At 68.7% G+C, this 18,231-nt stretch carries 16 protein-coding genes and 1 pseudogene; 3 read left to right on the forward strand and 14 right to left on the reverse strand.

Annotation, left to right across the window (positions count from 1 at the left end):
- The first annotated feature begins 116 nt into the window (after window positions 1–116).
- The gene (locus ABFO07_RS19875; RefSeq protein WP_060015620.1) at window positions 117–914 is read left to right on the forward strand and encodes an alpha/beta hydrolase; all 798 of its coding nucleotides are present in this window, start codon (window positions 117–119) and stop codon (window positions 912–914) included.
- Window positions 915–986: 72 nt separating this feature from the next.
- Here the strand turns inward: ABFO07_RS19875 and ABFO07_RS19880 are convergent, their stop codons facing one another.
- A complete protein-coding gene (locus tag ABFO07_RS19880) occupies window positions 987–1,598 on the reverse strand; it encodes a LysE family translocator (protein WP_059562983.1) in 612 nt (203 codons plus the stop codon).
- Window positions 1,599–1,681: 83 nt separating this feature from the next.
- Here ABFO07_RS19880 and ABFO07_RS19885 point away from each other — a divergent pair, with 83 nt between their 5' ends.
- A complete protein-coding gene (locus ABFO07_RS19885) occupies window positions 1,682–2,209 on the forward strand; it encodes a GNAT family N-acetyltransferase (RefSeq protein WP_059957772.1) in 528 nt (175 codons plus the stop codon).
- A gap of 18 nt (window positions 2,210–2,227) precedes the next feature.
- On the opposite strand, the gene ABFO07_RS19890 is transcribed toward ABFO07_RS19885, so the two are convergent.
- The 5 genes from ABFO07_RS19890 to ABFO07_RS19910 form a co-directional block, all read right to left on the reverse strand.
- Window positions 2,228–3,289 (reverse strand): alkene reductase, encoded by a 1,062-nt coding sequence (locus tag ABFO07_RS19890; protein WP_059562981.1) that lies wholly within the window; start codon window positions 3,287–3,289, stop codon window positions 2,228–2,230.
- A gap of 61 nt (window positions 3,290–3,350) precedes the next feature.
- Complete coding sequence (locus tag ABFO07_RS19895) at window positions 3,351–3,659, reverse strand: ArsR/SmtB family transcription factor (RefSeq protein ID WP_059562980.1); 309 nt, start codon at window positions 3,657–3,659, stop codon at window positions 3,351–3,353.
- Between the two features lie 144 nt (window positions 3,660–3,803).
- Window positions 3,804–5,342, reverse strand: a complete 1,539-nt coding sequence (locus tag ABFO07_RS19900; protein ID WP_347469448.1) for a DHA2 family efflux MFS transporter permease subunit — start codon at window positions 5,340–5,342, stop codon at window positions 3,804–3,806.
- 2 nt (window positions 5,343–5,344) lie between these two features.
- Entirely contained in the window at window positions 5,345–6,550 is a 1,206-nt protein-coding gene (locus ABFO07_RS19905) for an efflux RND transporter periplasmic adaptor subunit (RefSeq protein ID WP_059906015.1), read from the reverse strand.
- Window positions 6,547–7,992: an efflux transporter outer membrane subunit gene (locus ABFO07_RS19910; RefSeq protein WP_060015626.1), complete on the reverse strand. Its 1,446-nt coding sequence runs from the start codon at window positions 7,990–7,992 to the stop codon at window positions 6,547–6,549. The genes ABFO07_RS19905 and ABFO07_RS19910 overlap by 4 nt, the downstream gene beginning before the upstream one ends.
- Window positions 7,993–8,202: 210 nt before the next feature.
- Here ABFO07_RS19910 and ABFO07_RS34770 point away from each other — a divergent pair.
- Window positions 8,203–8,334: pseudogene (locus ABFO07_RS34770) on the forward strand (IS3 family transposase); the annotation flags it as partial.
- Between the two features lie 65 nt (window positions 8,335–8,399).
- Here the strand turns inward: ABFO07_RS34770 and ABFO07_RS19915 are convergent.
- From ABFO07_RS19915 to ABFO07_RS19950, 8 genes are all read right to left on the reverse strand, one after another.
- Window positions 8,400–10,022 (reverse strand): ABC transporter ATP-binding protein, encoded by a 1,623-nt coding sequence (locus ABFO07_RS19915; protein ID WP_060148430.1) that lies wholly within the window; start codon window positions 10,020–10,022, stop codon window positions 8,400–8,402.
- Complete coding sequence (locus ABFO07_RS19920; RefSeq protein WP_060148431.1) at window positions 10,019–11,119, reverse strand: ABC transporter permease; 1,101 nt, start codon at window positions 11,117–11,119, stop codon at window positions 10,019–10,021. Before ABFO07_RS19920 ends, ABFO07_RS19915 begins: the two co-directional genes overlap by 4 nt.
- A gap of 14 nt (window positions 11,120–11,133) precedes the next feature.
- Window positions 11,134–12,183: an ABC transporter permease subunit gene (locus ABFO07_RS19925; RefSeq protein ID WP_322229431.1), complete on the reverse strand. Its 1,050-nt coding sequence runs from the start codon at window positions 12,181–12,183 to the stop codon at window positions 11,134–11,136.
- 7 nt (window positions 12,184–12,190) lie between these two features.
- A complete protein-coding gene (locus ABFO07_RS19930; RefSeq protein WP_124491043.1) occupies window positions 12,191–14,110 on the reverse strand; it encodes an extracellular solute-binding protein in 1,920 nt (639 codons plus the stop codon).
- On the reverse strand, window positions 14,110–14,520 hold the full coding sequence (locus ABFO07_RS19935; protein ID WP_059804708.1) for an ExbD/TolR family protein: 411 nt from the start codon (window positions 14,518–14,520) through the stop codon (window positions 14,110–14,112). The genes ABFO07_RS19930 and ABFO07_RS19935 overlap by 1 nt, the downstream gene beginning before the upstream one ends.
- Window positions 14,520–15,260: a MotA/TolQ/ExbB proton channel family protein gene (locus tag ABFO07_RS19940; protein WP_059804713.1), complete on the reverse strand. Its 741-nt coding sequence runs from the start codon at window positions 15,258–15,260 to the stop codon at window positions 14,520–14,522. The genes ABFO07_RS19935 and ABFO07_RS19940 overlap by 1 nt, the downstream gene beginning before the upstream one ends.
- Window positions 15,261–15,278: 18 nt before the next feature.
- Window positions 15,279–16,031, reverse strand: a complete 753-nt coding sequence (locus ABFO07_RS19945) for an energy transducer TonB (RefSeq protein WP_230948486.1) — start codon at window positions 16,029–16,031, stop codon at window positions 15,279–15,281.
- Between the two features lie 71 nt (window positions 16,032–16,102).
- A complete protein-coding gene (locus ABFO07_RS19950; RefSeq protein WP_230949437.1) occupies window positions 16,103–18,097 on the reverse strand; it encodes a TonB-dependent siderophore receptor in 1,995 nt (664 codons plus the stop codon).
- Window positions 18,098–18,231: the final 134 nt, after the last annotated feature.

Genomic DNA, 18,231 nt, shown 5'->3' on the forward strand with positions numbered 1-18,231 from the left:
GCGATCAGCAGAAATCCTGAATGTTTATTCGGGCGGCCGGCGTATGCTTGATCGACGAACCGCATGCACGAAGGCGATGCAGGGCGGCAGGCCACGGACGGGTTGCGCTCGACGCGATGAAAATCATACGAATCGTGCTGTGTCTCGCCATCACCTGCGTGATCGTCATGGCGGGCGTTGCCAAGCTGCAGGATCGCTTCCTTTACTTTCCGGAGAAGGCGGCGATTGCGGACGTCGTGTCCGGCACACTGCGCGCGTGGCCGTCGCGGGATGCCTATCGCGGGCTGGTTGCGGAGCCGGCCGGGCCCGTTCGCGGCACGGTCGTCGTGTTTCATGGCAATGCCGGCCACGCCGGACACCGTTCGTACTACGCGACGCAACTCACTCGCATGGGGCTGCGCGTGATCCTCGCCGAGTACCCCGGTTACGGGCCGCGCAACGGCACGCCGAACGAGCGCAGCCTGGCCGCCGACGCGCAGCAGACGATCGAACTCGCGCGCCGCCGTTACGGCGCGCCGCTGCTGGTCGTCGGTGAATCGCTCGGCACGGGCGTGGCGGCCGAGGCCAGCTCGCGCGAGCGTGACAAGATCTCCGGCCTGATGCTGATCACTCCGTGGGATACGCTCGAACATGTCGCGGCTTATCACTACCCGTGGTTGCCGGTGAATTGGCTGCTGCGCGACCGCTACGACAGCGCCGCGCACCTGACGGCGTTCGGCCGTCCGGTGCTGGTGGTGGTCGCGGAGCGCGACGGCACGGTGCCCGCGCGCTTCGGCGAGGCGCTGTTCGACACGCTGGCCGACCCGAGACGGCTGGCGGTCGTGAAATCGGCCGACCATGGCGACTGGGCGGCGTTCGTCGACGATCGCTGGTGGCGATCTGCAATCGGTTTCCTGCTCGCACCGTCCCGGTGAATGGCGGATGCGTCGTGCATTCGCGCGATGCTTGCCTGCGTCGTCCGCGTTCGAGGCAGCAGGTCGCGTCGCCTACCGCGTCGCGATCGCCACCGCCGCGCCGGCCATCGCGGTCGCGCTCGTGCGGTTCGCGATCCGCATCGCCTTGCGGCTCGTCAGGAAGCGCCGCGCGCGGGTGGCGACGAATGCCCAGCAGAAGTCGCTCGCCACCAGCACGACGAGCATCGTGACGGTCAGCTCGAGCCACGCGAGCACGCCGATGTGGCGCAGGTCGACGAGCGTCGGCAGCAGCGCCAGGTAGAACATCATGATCTTCGGGTTGCCTAGCGTAACCAGGAGGCCCGCCACGAACATCCGCCACGGCGAGCGTGCGCTCGGCAGCGTCGCGCCGGCGGGGTCGGCCGGCGCGCGCCACATCTTCCAGGCAAGGAACAGAAGATAGCCCGCGCCCGCGAACTTCAACACGATGAACAGGCTGCCGAACGCATGCGCGATCACTGCGAGCCCCGCGACCGCGCAGCCGAGCCACATCGCTTCCCCGATCCACATCGCGAGCAGGAACGGCAGCACGTCGCGCACGCCGTTGGTGAGCACGCGCGCGACGAGCGCGGCGACGCTCGGGCCGGGCGTGCCGGCGGAGACGAGCAGGGCGAGGGCGAATACGGCAAGCGCGGACAGCGTCATGGTGGCCTCGTATGCGGGGCGTTCGATACGTATGAAGATTCGATTATAGTGATGCCCGTTCCAGCCTGCCTACTGCCGACGCCATGACCGAACCTGTCCGAATCCGCCTCGCCACCCGTGACGACGCCGCCGCGATGGCCGCCGTGGAGGTCGCCGCCGCGCAGCGCTTTCGCGAGATCGGCATGGCGCACATCGCCGACGCGGGGGCGACCGATGCGGCCGCCGTGCTCGTGCGCATCGACGCGGGCCGCGCGTACGTCGCGGTCGATGCACGCGACGCATGCGTCGGCTTCGCGTTCTACCGGCTGCTCGACGCGCACCGGCTGTATCTCGAGGAACTGGACGTCGCGCCGTCGCACGCGGGGCAGCGAATCGGCGTGCGCCTGATCGAGCAGGTGGCCGCGCGCGCGGCCACGGAAGGGCTCGCGCAGATCGTGCTGTCGACGTTCGTCACGCCGCCGTGGAATGCGCCGTATTACCGGCGCCACGGCTTCGACGACATCGACGATGCCGCGCTCGACGAGACGCTGCGCGCGATCCGCGCGCATCACGTGTCGCTCGGCCTCGACGAAACCCGGCGCGTGTTCATGCGCCGCGACCTGCGCGCATGAACCCGTGGCCGGCGGTGCTTACGCGGCGTCGCTGAGCGCCGGGTAGTCGGTGTAGCCCGTTTCGCCTTCCGCGTAGAACGTGGCCGGCACCGGCTGGTTGAGCGGCGCGTTCAGTTCGAAGCGGCGCGGCAGGTCGGGGTTCGCGATGAACAGCTTGCCCCATGCGATCGCATCGGCGTCGCCGCTTTCGAGCACCTGCTGCGCGGCGTCCGGCGTGAACTGCTCGTTCGCGATCAGCGGGCCGCCGAACGCCTCCTTCAGGCGCGGGCTCAACTCGTCGCCCTTGAACGACTCCCGCGTGAAGATGAACGCGATCTTGCGGCGGCCGAGTTCGCGCGCGACATAGCCGAACGTCGCGGCCGGGTCGGAGTCGCCCATCGTGTGCGCGTCGCCGCGCGGCGCGAGGTGCACGCCGACGCGCCCGGCGCCCCACACGTCGATCGCGGCGTCGACCACTTCCAGCAGCAGGCGCGCACGATTCTCGATCGGGCCGCCATACGCATCGGTGCGGCGGTTGGTGCTGTCCTGCAGGAACTGGTCGAGCAGGTAGCCGTTCGCGCCGTGGATCTCGACGCCGTCGAAACCCGCGGCCTTCGCGTTTTCCGCGCCCTTGCGGTACGCGGCGACGATGCCCGGGATTTCATCGAGCGCGAGCGCGCGCGGCGTGACGAACGGACGCTCCGGACGCACGAGGCTCACGTGCCCGCCCGCCGCGATCGCGCTCGGCGCGACCGGCAATTCGCCGTCGAGGAAGACCGGATCGGAGATCCGGCCCACGTGCCAGAGCTGCAGGACGATGCGGCCGCCCGCGTCGTGCACGGCGCGCGTCACGCGCTTCCAGCCTTCCACCTGTTCGTCGGACCAGATGCCCGGCGTGCCCGCATAGCCGACGCCCTGCGGCGTGACCGCAGTCGCTTCGCTGATGATCAGGCCGGCCGACGCGCGCTCGGCGTAGTAGCGGACCATCAGGTCGTTGGGCACGCGCGAATCGCCCGCGCGGGCGCGGGTGAGCGGCGCCATCACGATACGGTTGGGCAGGGTCAGGTCGCCGAGGGTGACGGGATCGAACAGCGTGGGCATGACAGTTACCTCTTCACGAAAAGCGGGACGGAAGTCCGCATGGATGGTCCGGCCGGGTGGGTTAGAGTTCGCGGCGCAGGGCGTCGAGAAATGCGTCGATGACGGCCTCGTTGCGCTTGAAGAACGCCCACTGGCCGATCCGGGTCGAGGTCACGAGCCCTGCGCGCTGCAGCGTCGCAAGGTGCGCGGACACCGTCGATTGCGACAGCCCGCAGCGCGCGTCGATCTGCCCCGCGCAGACGCCGTGGTCGTACGGCAGCGTCTGGTTCGGGAAGTGCGCGCCGGGCGTTCTCAGCCAGACGAGGATTTCCCGGCGGACAGGGTTCGCGAGCGCTTTCAGGATCGCGTCGATGTCGAGGTCGGTCGGCATGGGTGGGTATTGTTCAGGCAAATTGGCATCGTCGATGGGCGAATCTTATATCGGAATTTGACGATATTCGGAAAGACACTGGCGGCTATGGGGGTGATAGCCGTGGACATGCAAATGACCCGCTCGGGATGTCCGGGCCCGGGCTCACGCCCGACGGTAGCGGATCGACCAGACCGTCAGCAGCATCGCGCCGAACAGCAGCAGGCAGCCGAACGAGAAGTCGTTCAACGCGAGCATGTGCGCCTCGACATCGATCGCATGCGCGACCGACGCGAGCGCGCCGGACGGCGACAGCCCCGCGTGATCGAGCCGCGCGAACCAGTCGCCGGACGCGAAATCGTACGGCGTAATGTGGTCGACGAGATAGGTGTTGTGCACGCGGGAGCGGTGCTCGAAGTAGGTCGGCGCGGCCGAGGTCGCGACGCCGGTGCCGATCCGTCGCAGCGCGTTCTGCAGCCCGGATGCCGCGGGCAGCCGCTCGCGCGGCAGCCCGGCGAGCGAAAGCGACACGAGAGGCGTGATGAAGAACGCGGTGGCGGCGCCCATCAGCAGCGAGTTGGCGGCGATGTCGCCGATCGTCACGTCGCTGTTGAAGTGCATGCGCCAGAACGAGGCGGCGCCCCAGCCGACGAGCGCGACGGTCGCGAGCAGGCGCGGGTCGGTGCGGCCCTGGAAGCGGCCGAGCAGCGGCGCGATCACGATCCCCGCGACGCCGAGCGGCGCGGTGGCGATGCCGGCCCAGGTGGCCGTGTATCCCTGCTGGGTCTGCAGCCATAGCGGCACGAGCACCAGCGCGCCGAAGTAGAGCCCGAAGCCGACCGTGATCGCGAGCGTGCTGGTCGTGAAGTCGCGGTTCGCGAACAGCCGCAGGTCGACGATCGGATGGCTGTCGGTCAGCTCCCAGAGGATCAGCGCGATGAACGACGCGATACCCACGGCCGCCAGCACGCGAATTTCGTCGGACGCGAACCAGTCGAGGTTCTGGCCGCGATCGAGCAGCAATTGCAGCGAACCGAACGCGACGGTGAGCAGCAGCAGCCCGACGACGTCGACCGGCAGGCGCCGCGTCGCGTTGTCGCGCCCCGCCAGCAGCCGCGCGAGCACCACCAGCACGAGCACGCCCGGCGGCACGTTCACGTAGAAGATGTACGGCCAGCTCAGGTTGTCGGTGATCCAGCCGCCGGCGATCGGTCCGAGCACCGGCGCGACGAACGTCGTCGTCTGCCACACGGCCAGCGCGACGTGGCGGCGCGTCGGCGGGAACACGGCGAGCAGCAGCGCCTGGGACAGCGCGGTGATCGGGCCCGACGCGGCACCCTGAAGCGCGCGAAACAGCAGCAGCGCCTCGAAATTCGGCGCCATCCCGCACAGGATCGACGTGAGCACGAAGAGCAGCACCGCGACGCGGAACAGCCGGACCTGGCCGAAGCGCTGCGTGAGCCAGCCGGTGAGCGGCAGCGTGATCGCGAGCGGCGTCGCGAACGAGGTCAGCATCCAGGTGCCCATGTCCGGCGCGACGCCGAGATCGCCCGCGATGGTCGGGACGGCGACGTTCGCGATCGTCAGATCGAGCGTCTGCATGAAATTCGCGACGCTGACCGCGATCGCGACGAGCGTCAGCGGCATGCCGGCGAGCGGCTCCAGCGGCAGTTTCGGTGCTGCGTTCCGGGCGAAGAAGCGCATCGTCAGGCTCCCGGCGCGAGCGGGCGCGCACCGCTGTTCGCGCGAATCGTCGCGGCGACGAGCGCATCGCCCGCTTCGTCGTCGTCGCGGTAGATCGACGTGGCGTCGATCGGCCGGCGCACCTCGGGCGGATGGGCGGACGGCGACGCCGATGCCGTTGCGGCGCCGGCGCCGTGATCGACCGGCACCGACGCCGTCATCGACAGGCCGATGCGCAACGGATGCGCACGCAGCTCGGCGGGATCGAGCGCGATCCGGACCGGCACGCGCTGGACGACCTTGATCCAGTTGCCGGTCGCGTTTTGCGCGGGCACCGCCGCGAATGCGGCGCCCGTGCCGGCTTCGAGCCCGACGACGTGCCCGTGGAACACCACGTCGCTGCCGTACAGGTCGGAGAACAGCTCGACCGGCTGCCCGGCGCGCATGCCGCGCAGTTGGGATTCCTTGAAGTTGGCTTCGACCCATACGCGATCCAGCGGCACGAGCGCCAGCGACGGCGTGCCGGGCGCGACGTGCTGGCCGACCTGCACGACCCGGCGCGTGACGAGCCCGCCGAGCGGCGCACGTATCTCGGTGCGGCGCAGTGCGAGCGCCGCGCTGCGGACCCGGGACGCCGCCGCGCGCACGAGCGGATTCGTGCCGATCGACGTGCCGTCGGTGTGCGCGAGCGTCGCGTCGTACGCGGCTTGCTGCGCGTTCAGCGCGGCCGCCGCGCCGTCCATCGCATCCCGCGCGTGGCGAAGATCCTCGCGCGACACGCCGCCGTCCTGCGCGAGGCTCAGCCGGCGCTGCAGGTCGTCGTTCGCCTTGGACCACTCGGAACGCCGCAGCCGGATCTGCGCTTGCTCGCGCGCCGCGTCCGCGTGCGCGGTGCGGTATTCACGTACCGCATGGGCGAGCTGGGCGACCGCTTCGTCCAGCGCGAGCCGGGCATCGGTCTTGTCGACGCTGAACAGCAGGTCGCCGGGGCGGACCCAGTCGGCGTTCTGCACGCGCACCGCGTCGACGGTGCCGCCGATCTGCGGCGAGATCTGCACGACGTCGCCGGAGACGTACGCATCGTCGGTCGTCTCGGTGCCGCGCGTGGCGGCCCAGCCGGCGATGGCGATGCCGGCGGCGCCGGCGAGCGCGATGAAGAACCAGCGGAAGTAGCGCCGGCGCGCGCGTTGCAGCGACGGCTCGGCGACGGGGGATTCGGGACGGTTCATTGCGTGACTCCAGTGGAAGAGGGGCCGCCGAGCGCGGCGATCAGGCGGGCGTGCTCGATCGCGAACGACGCGTCGGCTCGGGCGACCGACGCGCGATCCTCGAGCAGCCGGCCTTGCGCAAGCAGGACGTCGAGATAGCCGGACATGCCTTTCCGGTAGCGCTGCGTCTCGATGGCATAGGTCTGTCGCGCGCGTGCCAGCGCTTCGCGGCGAAGCGCGCGCTGCCGGCCGAGCGTGTCGATCTGGACGAGGGTGTCGCTGACCTGGGCGAGCGCGTTGACGACCGTGTCGTCGTACACGGCGACGGCGGCGTTGTAGGCGGCGCTTTGCGCGCGCAGGCCGGCGCGCAGGCGGCCGCCCTCGAAAATCGGCAGCGTGATCGCGGGGCCCGCGCCGAGCGTGCCGCTGTTGCCGTGGAACAGCGCGCGGAAGCCGAAGCTCTGCACGCCGGCGAAGGCCAGCAGGTTGACGTCCGGATAGAACGCGGCGCGCGCCGCGTCGATGTTCGCCGCTTCGGCTTCGACCCGGTAACGCGCGGCCAGCACGTCCGGCCGGCGGCCGATCAGCGCCGCGGGCAGGACGGCCGGCATCGGCAGCTCGGCGGCCGGCGGCGCGGCGGGCGTCAGCGCCTCGGCGTAACCGGGCCCCCGGCCGACCAGCGCGGCGAGCCGGTGGCGCAGCCGGGCTGCCGCGGCCGCGTGCGCGTCGACGTCGGCCTGCGCGTGCGGGATGGGTTCGCTTGCCCTGAGCACGGCGACCTGCATGTCGAGGCCGGCATCGGCGCGTTGCGATGTGAGGCGGAGCAGTTCGCTGTGCTGCTGCAGCGTATCGCGCGCGATCGCGAGCAGTTGCCGTTCGAGCGCGAGCTGCAGATAGGTCTCGACGATCGCCGCCTGCAGCGACACCGTGGCCGCTTGCTCGAGCGCGCGCTGCTGGTCCGCGCGCAGGGCGGCGGCGCGCGCCAGCGCGTGCTGCCGGCCGGCGATGTCGAGATCGAACGACGCGCCGAGGAGCGCCTGCGCATCGGCCTGCCAGTGTCCGGCCGCGGGCGGCGGCGTCCGGTAGCTGCCCGGCAGGCGCGTCGGCACCGCGCTGGCCGCCGCGCCGAGCTGTGGCAGCAGCGCAGCGCTTTCGACGTCGGCGTCGGCCAGCGCCTGCGCGACGCGTTCCCGCTGCGCCCGCAGCGTCGGTGCGCCGGCCAGCGCGTCGTCGACGAGGCGATCCAGTTGCGCATCGCCGAATGCGGTCCACCAGCGTGCGGCGATCGTCGGCGAGCCGGCGCCGGCCGACCGGATCGCGGCGCCCGCATCGAGCTGCTCGACGGGAGTGATCCTGGCCGGCGGGCGTTGCGGGCCGAACGGGGCGCAGCCGGCGATCGCGAGCGCGGCGATCCCGGGAAGCAGGCGGCGGACGCCGCGCGCTCGGTCGAGGAGGAAGGGCATGGTCGGTTTCCTGCGGCGTGATGGCGAAGGATGTATATCTAAAAATATATCTTTAGATATTGTTTGGCAATCGGCAACTCGCAGAAATGACAGTCAGTCGATGACTTGGCGGCATTGCTCGGCTTGTACCCGCGGCGGGGCGTTGGCCGGGCGTTCTCGACACGCGCCGATGCCGGTCTGGTCCTGCCGGCACGGGACATGACGGATGGGTGGCGTGGCAGGCCACAACCGAGCATGAGTCGTCGTGGCTGTCGGGATAACGCGCCGATGGAGCGGTTGTTCCGCCGCCTGAAGACGGAATGGCTGCCGTCAGCGGGTTACATGACGGCGCAGGAGGTTCGCGGCGGCAGTCGCGGAAGAAAGACGTGACGCAGTGTCCGGGATGGATCGACCACTGCACGGACCCGCTACTGCATGAGTGCAGTACCTGAAAGCGCGGCCAGGTCGCGCTGTTCGCGCGTCGCCGCCACGAGTCCTCGGGTATACGCATGCCGAGGCGAATGCAAGGTCTGAAGCGTCTCGCCGGTTTCCACGATGCGCCCGTTCTGCATGACCGCGATTCGATGCGCGGTCGCGCGCAGGACGTCGATGTCGTGGCTGATGAGCACGTAGCTGAGCTTGTGCCGGCGCTGCAGATCCACAAGGAGCGCGAGGATGTTGCGCTGGACCGAGACGTCGAGTGCGCTGGTCGGTTCGTCGAGCACGAGGATGCGCGGATCGACGGCGAGCGCGCGCGCAATCGCAATGCGCTGTCGTTGTCCACCGGAGAACGCGTGCGGGTAGCGCGACGCCGCCTCGGCCGGCAGGCCGGTTTCGGCGAGCAGTGCGGCGACACGCGCGCGCCGCGCATCGGGCGTCAGGTGCGGGTGATGCAGCGTCATCCCCTCGCCGATGATCTCGCCCACCGTCATGCGCGGCGGCAGCGAGCCGAACGGATCCTGAAACACCATCTGCACGTGGGCCGCGCGTGCCATGCGCGACTGCGTGTCCGCGTGGCCGAGCCGGGCAAAGCCGAGGGTGCCGCCAAGCGGCCGTACCAGGCCGAGGATGGCCGATGCGAGCGTGGACTTCCCGCAGCCCGACTCGCCGAGCACGCCGAGCGTTTCCCCCTCGCGCAGATGAAGATCGATGCCGTCGAGTACGGTCGACGTGTCGCTGCGCAACACGCCACGCCAGCCGCGCGCCCGCATGCGATAGCCCGCGCGCAGCCCGTTGATTTCCAGCACGCGAGGTGCGTCGGCGGCGAGCGGCGCGAGCGTGCGTGTCGGCGCACTGCCGAACAGCATCCGCGTGTACGGATGCCGCTGCGTTGCGAAGAGCGCGCCGGTTTCGCCGCTTTCGACGATTTCGCCGTGACGCATCACGGCCACGCGGTGCGCGAAGCGCCGCACGAGATGCAGGTCGTGCGTGATCAACAGCACCGCGAGTCCGGATTCGCCCTCCTGCAGGTCGATCAGCAGATCGACGATTTGCTGGCGGATCGTGGCATCGAGTGCGGTGGTGGGCTCGTCGGCGATCAGCAGGCGCGGCCGGCACGCGAGCGCCATCGCGATCATCGCGCGCTGGCGCTGCCCGCCGGACAGCTGATGCGGATAGCAATCGATCTTGCGCTCGGGCTGCGCAATGCCGGTGCGGCGCAGCAGCGCGATGGCGCGCGCACGCGCCGCCGCGCCGCGCAGGCCCGCGTGCAGGCGGAGGCTTTCGCCGATCTGCCGGCCGATGCTCCACACCGGATTCAGCGCAGTCATCGGTTCCTGGAACACCATGGCGATGTCGCGCCCGCGAACGGTGCGCCATTTCGCATCGGTATTGCCGAGCAGGTCCTTGCCGTCCAGGCGCACGCGGCCACTGACCGTGGCGCCGTCGGCAAGGCCCAGCATCGCGAGCGCGGTGAGGCTCTTGCCGGAACCCGATTCGCCGACGAGCGCGACCCGTTCGCCGGGCGCGATCGAGAGATCGACGCCGTTGACGACCGTATGCGCGCCGAAGCGGATGTGCAGGTTTTCCACCGCGAGTACGGGAGTGTTCATGTTCGTGATGATCCGAAGGCGCCCGGCTTGCGGACGGAAAGCGATTCGCGCAGCGCGTCGCCGATGAAGGTGAGCAGCAGCAGCGTGAGCACGAGCGCGGCAATGGCGGTGGCCGAGATCCACCACGCGTCGAGATGGCTCTTGCCTTCGGCGAGCAGCTCGCCGAGGCTCGGCGCGGGCGGCGGTACGCCAAGGCCCAGGAAGTCGAGGCTCGTGAGCGCGACGATGGCGGCGCTCATGCGAAACGGCAGGTACGTGATGACGGGCGTGAGGCTGTTGGGCAGGATGTGCCGCCACATGATCTGCCGGTCGGAGAGGCCGAGGGTGCGCGCGGCGCGCACGTAATCGAGCGAGCGCTTCTGCAGGAACTCGCCGCGCACGTAATCGGAAAGCGTGATCCAGCCGAATGCGGCGAGCAGCGCGAAGAGGAGCGGCAGGCTCGGCTCGAAGATCGACGAGAGGATGATGAGCAGATAGAGGTCGGGCAGCGCATTCCATATTTCGATGAGCCGCTGCCCGACGAGATCGACGCGTCCCGCGTGATAGCCCTGCAGCGCGCCCGCGAGCACGCCGATCAGCGCGCCCGACAGCGTGAGCGCGAATGCGAACAGGATCGAGCTGCGAAAGCCGTAGAGCACGCGCGCGAATACGTCGCGGCCGAACGCATCGGTGCCGAGCCAGTTTTCCGTGGAGGGCGGCGCGGGAAACGGTGTCGCCGCGTGATAGTTCACGGTGTCGTAGCGATAGTGATCGGGCGCGTAGAGTGCGAAATTGCCGTCACGCGCGAGCTGCTCGCGGATGAACGGATCGAGATAATCGGCTTCCGTCGGCAACGTGCCGCCGAACCGCGTATCGGGGTACGTGCGCACCGTGGGGAACAGCCATTGGCCGTCGTATCGCACGATCAGCGGGCGGTCGTTGGCGATGCAGCCCGCAAACAGGCTCGCGACGAAGAGCGCCGCGAACGCGACGAGGCTGGCGAAGCCGAGCCGGTGCCCGCGAAAGCGCCGCCAGAAGTTCGCCGTGCGCCCGATCGGCGGGATATCGGCCGCCGGAAGGGGCGGCGCGGGCGGGCGAAGTGGGGTGATGGCTGCCATGATGGACGAGAGAGTCAATGGACGTTGCCGCCGAAATGGATGCGCGGATCGATCAACGCGTAGGCGATGTCGCCGATGAGCTTCGCGACGAGGCTCACCACGGTGAACACGAACAACGCGCCGAGTACGACCGGATAGTCGCGGCCGATGATGGCGTCGTATGAGAGGCGGCCGACGCCGTCGAGCGAGAACAGCGTTTCGATGAGCAGGCTGCCGCTCACGAACGCTGCGACGAATGCGGCAGGAAAGCCGGTGGCGAGCGGGATCAGCGCGTTGCGCAGCACATGTCCCCACACCACGCGCTGGCGCGACGCGCCTTTCGCGCGGGCGGTCAGCACGTACTGACGCGCGAGCTCGTCGAGGAACGCGTTGCGCGTGAGTAGCGAGACGACGGCGAGATTGCCCGTGACCGCCGCCGTGACGGGCAGGACGAGGTGCCACAGCCGGTCGACGACGCGGGCACCCAAAGCGAGCCGGTCGTAGCCGTCCGACGCGAGGCCGCCAAGGGGAAACACGTGCAGGAACAGGTTGCCGCTAAAGAGCATCAACAGCAGCACGCCGAGCACGAAGCCCGGAATCGCATAACCCGCGAGCAGCGCGATGCTCGTCGCGAAATCGAACGGCGTGCCGCGTCGCAGCGCCTTCGCAATGCCGAGCGGCACCGAGATCAGGTAAGTGAGCGCGAGCGACCAGCCGCCGAGCGTGACCGTGACGGGCAGCTTGCCGACGATCAGGTCCCACACCGACCGATGCTGGAAGAACGATTGGCCGAGATCGAGCCGCGCGTAGCGTCCGAGCATCCGCACATAACGCGTGAGCGGCGGCACGTCGAAGCCGAACTCATGGCGGATCGCGGCGACCTGCACGGGATCGACTCCCTCGTTGCCGTGATAGCCGTCGCCGCCACGCGTGCTTTCGCCGTGCAGCGAAGTGCCCTGAAGGCGCGCCATGACCTGTTCGACGGGGCCGCCGGGCACGAATTGCATGATGATGAAGGTGAGGGTCAGCACGCCGAGCAGCGTCGGCACCATGAGCAGCAGTCTGCGACCGATGTACGCGATCATGGCGGCCTCACTTGCTTCGCAGCGGCGTGCCCGCTTGCGGGTGCCACCAGCCGATGACCCAGTCGGCCCAGCCGTACTGCCGCGGCACGCTCGACGGCGGCGCGATGCGCGCGTTCCACGCGATGCGCGCATGCGTGATATGCCACTCCGGCACCATGATGTGTTCACCGAGCAGTACGCGGTCGAGCGCACGCGTCGCCGCGACCAGTTCGCTTTCGGATTGCGCGCGCTGGACGGCATCGATGAGCGCGTCGACGGCGGGCGACGCCACGCCCGCATAGTTTTCCGAGCCGGGCGTGCGCGCTGCCGCGCTGCCGAAGCGGCGCGCGAGTTCCGCGCCCGGGATGCTGGCCGGGCGATAGCCTACGGTGGTCATGTCGAAGTCGAAATGCTTGAGCCGTTCGTTGATGACGGCCTGGTCCATGATGCGCAGACGCGCGTCGATGCCGAGCAGCCGCAGGTTGCGCACCACGATCATCAGGATGCGCTCCATCCCGCTGCCGTCGTCGAGCAACTCGACGGTGAGCGGCGCGCCGGACGCGTCGCGCAGCACGCCGTCGCGATACCGCCAGCCCGCGCTCGCGAGCAGGGCTTCGGCCCTGGCGAGATTGCGACGCAGGCCGTGGGGGGCCGACGTGTCGGGTTGCGGCGGCAGCGGTCCGAACACGGCGGGCGGCACCGTGTTGCGCAGCGGCTCCAGGAGTGCCAGCTCGGCCGCACCGGGCGCGCCCGTGGCCGCGAACTCGCTGTCGTCGAAGTAGCTGCGGCTGCGCGTGTATTGCCCGTAGAACATGTTGCGGTTGATCCACTCGTAGTCGAGCGCGAGCCCGATCGCCTCGCGCACGCGCACGTCCCGGAACTTCGCGCGGCGAAGATTGAAGATGAGGCCTTGTGCGCCGCTGATGCCGCGTTCGGGAAACTCGCGCTTGTAGAGCGTGCGGTTCGTGAAACCGGGGCCGTCGTAGTTGTGCGCCCATTGCTCGGCGCTGCCTTCGAAGAGCGCGTCGATTTCGCCCGCGCGGAACGCCTGCAGCGGCGCGTAGGGATCGCTGTAGAGCCGGAAGCGTATCGTCGAGAAATTGAACATGCCGCGGCGCACCGGCAAATTCGCGGCCCAATAGCGCGGATTGCGCCGATAAACGATTTCGCGGTTGCTCGCTCGCGACGCGATCACGTAGGGGCCGCTCGCGAGTGGCTCGACGGTCGCGAGCTGATCGAAGCGCAGCGTGCCGCGGCCACGCGTGCGCCCCCAGTTGCGCGAAAACACGTAGAGGTCGCCCGCCGTGAGCGCGGCGCGACGGTCGGCGCGGCGGAACTCGAAGCGAACGGTGTGCGCATCGACCACGACGGCGTCGCGGATCAGTGCGTAGCGGCTGCTGTAGACGGGTGACGTGGCCGGGTTCGTCAGGCATTCGAACGCATAGCGCACGTCGTCGGCGGTGACGGGGTCGCCGTTCGAGAAGCGCGCGGCCGGGTCGAGATGAAACGTGGCCGAGAGACCGTCCGGGGCGAGTGCGACGCGGTCGGCGAGCAGCGGGTACTGGATGCCGACTTCGTCGAGGCTGCGTTGCATCAGCGTCTCGAAGGCGAGATTGAGCAGGTCGGGCGCCGCATTGCCGCGCAGCAGGAACGGGTTCAGCGAGTCGTAGGTCGAGACTTCGCTGTAGTTCGACAGCGTGAGCGTGCCTTCGCGCGGCGGGGCGGCATCGGCATAGGCAAAGCGCGTCAGTGCGGCAGCGGGCCGTGCGTCGCCGAACTCGGAGAGCGTGGTTTGCCAGCGGGGGGCTGGAGAAGTGGCCGCGGCAGGCGTGATCGCGGCTCGCGCCGAGGCGACGACGCACAGCGCAATGCACGCCGCGATACGCGATGCCGCGCGGCGCCCGGTACGACGCGAACGGTGCGGAAATGAACGTCCGGCGCGTGCCATCAATGCCCCGGCTGCGTGACCAGCGACAGCTTCGCGATGCCTGCATGCTGGATCGCACCCATCACTTTCGCGACCGGGCCGTAGGGCACGCTTTCGTCAGCCTGCAGCGATACCGCGAGATCGGCATCCTGCCGCTTGCGCGATTCGAGCTGGCTCTCCACCTGCGCAAGCGGCACCTGCTGCTTGTCGAACCATACGGCGCCGGCCGCGTCGACGCTCACCGCGAGCGGTTTCTTCGGATCGACGGAGGCCGTGGCTTCGGTCTTCGGCAGATTGACGTGAATCGCCTTGTTGAGCAGCGGCGCGGTGACGATGAACGCGACGAGCAGCACGAGCATCACATCGACGAGCGGCGTAATGTTGATTTCGCTGAGGACGTCGTCGTCCTGGCTGGAGGAAGAAAAGGCCATTATGCTGCGACCTCCTGCGCACGAACGAACGGCGCCGCGCTGCGTTCCGCGCGCGACGGGGTCGTGCCTGCATCGTCCCCGCCGTCGCGTGCGAGACGGAAATGGTCGCGCTGCGCGAGTGCATAGAGATCGCCTGCGTGGTCGTCGAGGCGCGCCACGACCACCTTCACGCGGCGCACGAAGACGTTGTAGGCAAGCACGGCGGGCACGGCGACCGCGATGCCGATGCCGGTGGCGACGAGCGCCTCGCCGATCGGGCCGGCCACGACGTCGATGCTTGCCGACGCCGCGTGCGAGATCGCGCCGAGCGCGTGGATGATGCCGAACACGGTGCCGAACAGGCCGACGAACGGCGCGACGCTGCCGACCGATGCGAGCCATGCGAGCGAATGCTCGAGACGTCGGCGTTCCTGGCCGATCTGCCGTGCGAGCTGGCGCTCGAGCGTGTCCTGGCGGCTCCACAGATCTTCGGGTGTTTCGCCCGCGAATGCATGCGCGTCGGCGAGCGCATCGAGGGCGGCTTGCGTCACCCGGGCCTTGGGGCCTGCCTGCAGCGCACGCGCGGCGATTTCGCGCAGGGTGCTGGCGTCGGCGAGTGCTGCGCTGGCGCGGCCATCGGCGCGCGCTGCGCGCACATGCTGGAGGGTCTTGACGACGATGATCGTCCACGTGGCGATGGAAAAGAGACCGAGCGCCCACAGCGCGCCCTGCACGATGATCGTAAGCGGTAGCGAATTCATGTTCGAACTCCTGATGGATCAATCAAGTTGAAAATTCAGAGGAACGTCGACCCAGCCGTCGACGGGTGTCGTCCCGCGCTTGGCGGGCACGAAGCTCCAGCGGCGCACGGCGGCGATGGCGGCGTCGTCGAGCACGCGATGTCCGCTGGAACTGCGCAACTGGATCGAATCGGGCGTGCCGCTCGCGAGGACGTGCACGTGAAGGACGACCCTGCCTTGCCAGCCGTAGTCCTGCGCGATGGCCGGATAGGCGGGCGCGGGATTGCGGAGGTAGTCGGCATCGCCGTCCGGCAGCGTGGTTTTCTCGGTGGTCGGCGACGCGGCCGTGCGCGGCGCTGCCGCCGGCGCCGCCACGGGCGTGTCCGCCGGAGCGGGCGTGGGCGCCGCGGCCGGGGGCGGCGGCACGTCGGCGAGCGGCGTGGGCGTCGCCGTCGGCACGGGGCGCGGGCGGGGCGGATGCGCGTTGCGTACCTGCGGCAGCGGTTTCGGCGGCGTGACGGGTGCCACCTTGGGCGCCTGTGGCAGCGGCTTGGGCGGCGCCGTCATCTCGAGCGTGATGGGTGGCGTAACGGGCGGCTTGTTCGCCGGTGCCGGCGCGTGCAGCCACGTCCAGACGAATGCGGCATGCAGCGCCGCCACGCCGAGCGCGCATGCGAGGACATTGCGCGACGGAACGGATGCGGCGTCGCGCGGGCCATGCGCGCCGGGCGTTCGTGCGCGTCGATCTTGCGAACGGCGTTCGTCGTGAGCGTGCGTTTCGCGGCGCGGCATCACGAGCGCAAGATACGTCGCCCGGCGACGCTCGCCCGGCATCGCGCCATCCCAGGAAAAGTGCGCGGCGCTCACAGGTCGAACCTCGCGTTGAGCGCCACCGTGCGCGGTTGACCGACGAAGATATAGTCGGACTGCAGGAAGCCCCAGTAGCGGCGGTTGAAGATGTTGTCGACTTCGGCGCGCAGCGTGACGCCGTGCCCGCCGATCGTGGTGCGGTAGCTCAGGCCGGCGTTGAAGAGCGTGTAGCTCGGCAGCACGTACTGATTGAGCGCATCGGCCTTCATGCTGCTGAAATAGTGTGCCTCGGCGCTCGCGGTCAGGCCGGGCAGGCCCGGAATGCGATCGCTGACCTGCAGCACGCCTTGCCAGCGCGGGATGCCTTCGATGCGCTTGCCGACGAGATCGGCCTCGGTCTCGGTATAGGTGCCTGACAGCCACGACGCGCTCGCCGAGATGCGGAAACCCGCGGGCAGGTCGACGCGGCCATTCAGTTCGAGGCCCTCGATGCGCTCGGAGCCGTTCGACACATAGATGTTCTGCGCATTGCCGTACTCGGCGCCGCGCTGGATCCGGAAGAGCGCCGCCGAAGCGCCCACCTTGCGGCCGTCATATTTCACGCCCACCTCGTACTGCTTGCTCTTGAGCGGCGACAGCACTTCGTTTGCGTTGGCATAGGTCGGGCCCGCCGTTCCGCCGTCCTCGATCGCCTCGACATAGCTCGCGTAGAACAGCAGGTCGTTGCGCGGACGGAACATCAGCGCGAACGTGGGCGTGGTGGGCGTGAGCGTATAAACCTTGGCCGCGGCGCCGGGCTTGGTCAGCGAGGTCTGGTGATAGCTCGTGTAGCGGACGCCGGCGAGGATCGACCAGTACTTCAGGAAGCTCAGCGTGTCGCTTGCGAATACCGATTTTTGCTGCGAACTGAAGTTGTCGAACTGGAGGCCGTAGTCAAACGTGCCATTCCACGTGTGCGTGGCGATCGGTTGATAGAGATTGTTGGCGCCGATGTCGGTGTAGAGCGACGCTGGCACGGTTTTCTTGCTGAGCCATTGGCTGGACGCGCCTACCACGACCTGATGATCGACCGGGCCGGTCGAGAACTTGCCTTCGAGCGTGGCCTGTACCTGATCGTAGATCGACGAGCCGCGTGCGCGATTCAGGAACGTATTGAAGTCACCTTGTTCGTTGAGCAACCCGAGCCACTGCCCGGAGTAGCTGCGTTCGTCCTTGCTGTGGCTATAGTCGACGCTCGCTTTCCAGGCCGGATCGATCTGCCAGTGCAGGCCGGTCGACGCGAAATAGACGTTCGAGTTGAACCACGTGTCGTTGTATGCGGACAGATTCGTGCGACCGCTCGGCGCACGAGGCAACGCCTTGCTCGCATACGAATCGAGCGTGAGATCCTGGATGCCGCCTTCGACCTTGCGCGATTGGTAGATGCCGTCGAACGTCCAGGTGAGGCCGCTTGCAAGACGCGCATCGAGCGACAGCGATTCGGAATTGCGAAGCACGTGCGATCCATTGTAGGTATCGCCTTGCTCGTGCGTGATGTTGAATCGATAGCCGAACATCTGCCCGGGGCCGAAGCGGCCGCCGGTGTCGATGTGCTCGCTGAACACGCTGTCCGAACTGTAGCCGACGTCCGCGCTGAACGTGAATGCGTCGGTGGGCTTCTTCGTCACGAAGTTGATGATGCCGCCCGGGGCGCCGAAGCCATACATGAAGCCGGATGATCCCTTGAGCAGCTGGATCGACTCGAACGATTCGACCGGCAGTTCCACCGTCGTCATATAGAACGGCAACCCGTTGATCTTGTAGCCGTTGTAGTCATCGAGGGCAATGCCGCGTACGTTGATCGAGTACGCGTTGAACGAATAGGTGTCGCCGAGCGACATGACCGCCGCATCTTCCGCGAACACCTTGCCAAGTGCTTTCACCTGGCGATCCTCCAGTTCCTGTTGCTTGACGACACGCGTGGAAAACGGCGTTTCGAGGTCCGAACGCGTGCCAAGTGCGCCGCTCGAGACTTGTGGGGCCTGCTGCCGCACGCCGTTCACGGTCACGGTGGCGAGACTGCGAACCCGGTCGCTATCCTGGCGGGCGCCCTTGCCGGCCGGTATTTGCGTATCGGATGTCGGGGCGTCGGGCGAGGCGGGGGCGGTCTCGGCATGCGCAAGCGAGAGCGATCCTGTTCCGA

It is taken from the genome of Burkholderia stagnalis (assembly GCF_039848545.1).
Classification (GTDB): domain Bacteria; phylum Pseudomonadota; class Gammaproteobacteria; order Burkholderiales; family Burkholderiaceae; genus Burkholderia; species Burkholderia stagnalis.